The 3,109-nt window shown below is 44.0% G+C and carries 2 protein-coding genes; both read right to left on the bottom strand.

Going from position 1 to position 3,109, the window contains the following annotated elements; genetic code table 11:
- On the bottom strand, positions 1 to 1,926 hold a 1,926-nt coding region (locus CHA01nite_RS20250), incomplete at its 3' end, for an IgGFc-binding protein (protein WP_228458480.1).
- Positions 1,927 to 2,121: 195 nt separating this feature from the next.
- Positions 2,122 to 3,109, bottom strand: a 988-nt coding sequence (locus CHA01nite_RS20245; protein ID WP_146944791.1) for a T9SS type B sorting domain-containing protein, incomplete at its 5' end; no start/stop codon positions are given.

Raw genomic sequence — 3,109 nt, 5'->3', positions numbered from 1 at the left:
AAAAGTGCCGTTTCCATTGGGATCTGCACATGAACTTAAAGCACCGTTAGCCGTTTGAAGAACATGGGTATTGATAATAATCTTGAAATACTCAAAATCAGCAGGATTTCCGTTTCCCTGCACATAATAAATGAAGGTATCCGTAGTATCAGCCGTCAGTCCCGGGTTCGGCGTATAGGTAATCTGGCCGGTAGCCGGATTTATCGCAGCCGTTCCTGAAGTCGGTGCCAGAATAATGCTGGTATTGGACGGAACGATGGCCTGCGTAGAATTTGAAAATGCAGGAGAAATTACTTTCGTGCTGCAGGATCCTATATTATAAGTTGTCGTTGTAATGGGGGGACAAAGGGTATAAGTATACGAATTCGTCGCAACGCTTCCGCAATTGTTTTTTGTTACGGTACAGGTGTAATTTCCGGCACCGTAGGTTTCCGGATTTATTGAATAGGACGTTGCTCCCGGAATAAGAGTTCCGTTAAGATACCACTGATAGGTGTCGTAAGAGTTATCCACCTGCAGTACGACTCCTGTATAGCAGTCCCCGGTTTTTGAAATAACGGGAACCGATGAAAAGCCGGCAAAATAGCCTCCGTAACCCACGGCTCCGCTTCCTGCGGCAATCCCTGCCGTTACCGATTTTGTAGAATTTACGGTGACGGTGCCTGTGACATTAAGGACAGTATAGGTTACCCAATTCGGGTTTCCGCTTACCGGGAAAGGGCCGTTTGCTGCTGCGACCGGGTTGCCGTTTAAAGTAACAGTGGCTCCGGTCTGGGTAATGATGTTTAATCTCGTGTTAAACGTCTGGCTCCCGATTTTATTAATAAAGCCGATTTCATCTACCTTATTCGGCATGTAGCAGCTTAACGGAGGGATAAAATTCATTCCGCCGGTGGCATACTCGTTTCCGTTGAGACTGGAAACCCCTGCAAGAAGCTGATAGACATAAATATTATTGTTGGACGAAATTCCCATATTGAAATTATCCCCGGTTCCGTGCTGAATATAGCTTGTGCTCGGAACCATATAATATTGTCCTGCATTCAGGGTAATTCCCGAAGGAACACCGTTAATGGTGATATTCGTTCCGTTTTGCGTAGCGACAATCAGTGCCGTTTCCATTTCGGAGGCTACGGTTCCGTTTCCTTTTACAACCACGAATTCTTTGCCCAGGCGGTCAACCGGTACGGCCTGGTCCATCAGGATATCATTGTTGGTGTAATTTAAATTGGTATAAATTCCGTTAAAGTTACCGTTTGTCACCGAAACTGGCTTGGTCGACTGGATCTTTGCGCCTATAAGTCCGTCAAGATTAAATGGCGAATCGGTGCTTAAAGCATCCATAATATACGATTCCCCCTTGTTTAGCGTAAACGTTTTGGTAGGGCTGGAGCTACCGTCGGAGAAAACCACATTGGGATTATAGCCGGATACCACAACGGAAGTATTGTCTTCAGTCGCGGTAACCCCTATTGTGGAATTGACGTAAAGGGCAGTACCGGTAATAGGAGCCATCCCTACATAAAAAGTAGTTCCGAGGCCTGCCAGCCCCTTGGATGTAATGATCTCTGCGTGATTGGGAAGGGAAAACCTATAATTGGCAAAAAACTTCTTGCTGCCTTTCAGATATACCCCCATCGGATTAGGCGAAAAAAGGTCGGACGGATTATCCGTAATTAAAAAATTATTGGGAATACTTACCTGTGCGGGATTTCCTTTACTTACCTGTACTGTCGTAAAAAGGGAATTGCTGTTGTAGATCTGTACGGAAAAAGGAGTCGTCTCATTCGTAGACAGATACAAAAATCCCTGCAGATTGGCAGTCCCTGCCTTGGAAGCCATCGGCGCAAACCAATGATTCGTGTCAAGCTGTGCATTGAATAATAAACAAAGAAAAGTACAAATGGTTAGTAAAAGTTTTTTCATATTTCTCAATAGGGATGCAAATGTAAATATTAAAAATCAAATTTTTACATAAAATTTAATTAGTAATTTCTATAATGTGGAATATTATTGAATTTTTAATATATTTTTAATATTCTGAGATATTCCATAAACGGGGAAATAAAATCCCGATGATTTTCTGTCATCGGGATTGTTATGCTGTGTTTTTTTAAATAACTATTCTCTGTTTTTAACCAAGACCCATCCGGAATAGGAGACCGGCAGTTGGGTATCAGGCTCGGTCCATTTCAGGATATACCAGTAGGTTCCGGTAGGAAGGGTGCGGCCGCCGGATTTTCCGTCCCAGGTATAGATGTGGTCTGAAGATTTGTGAACGAAAGCCCCGTAACGGTCAGAAATTTCAATGGATACATTTTTTTTTATCCTCAAATCCGAATAATTCAGAACATCATTAATCCCGTCGCCGTTCGGGGTAATGGCATTAATCAGATTCAATACTAAAAATTCCTTAACGACCGGTGAACAGCCGTCCTTTCCTAAAACATAAACCGTATGGATCCCTCTCGTAAGCCCCGTAAAAGTATTGGAAACCTGATAATCGATCCCATTTAAAGAATACTGATAGGGCGGAGTTCCGCCGGAGACCTGTATTGCAGCGCCCGATCCGGTAACATTGATGCCGGTAATGTCCGGAGCCTGGGAAACCGTAACATTTACATACTGGCGGTACATACAGCCGTTTGAGCCAAGGTCTACGTAATAGCTTCCGGCACCTGCCTGGATGGTCTGTGAGGTTGCTCCGGTGCTCCATGCATAGGAAGTGAATTCTGGTCCTGCATCCAGCAGTACCTTTTCATTGGAACAAACGACACGGTCTTTTAAATTGTCTGATTTTTTAGGGGTTTTCAGAGTGATGGTCATCATTCCCGTATTGGCGCATTCCGTTGGGCTGACAAACCGCAGATAAAAGGTTTTCGGTACCGTAACCGTCTGGGTAGCGGAGATGGTATTTGTACCGTTTTGGGCATCTGCCAGGGTTGCATGGAAAGTTGCCGTAACGGCAGGATTGGTGGTAAATGCATTTTTATAATCGTTCAGATTGATATTTTCATAACCGTTTAAGTCACTGTCACAAACCTCTGTACTGATGGTATTGGCAACTAAAGTCATCCGGTTACCGATTTTAAAGGCGATCTGTCCGAAT

This window comes from Chryseobacterium hagamense, assembly GCF_007991455.1.
In the GTDB taxonomy this organism is placed as follows: domain Bacteria; phylum Bacteroidota; class Bacteroidia; order Flavobacteriales; family Weeksellaceae; genus Chryseobacterium; species Chryseobacterium hagamense.
This window is presented reverse-complemented; position numbering and strand designations above follow the sequence as displayed.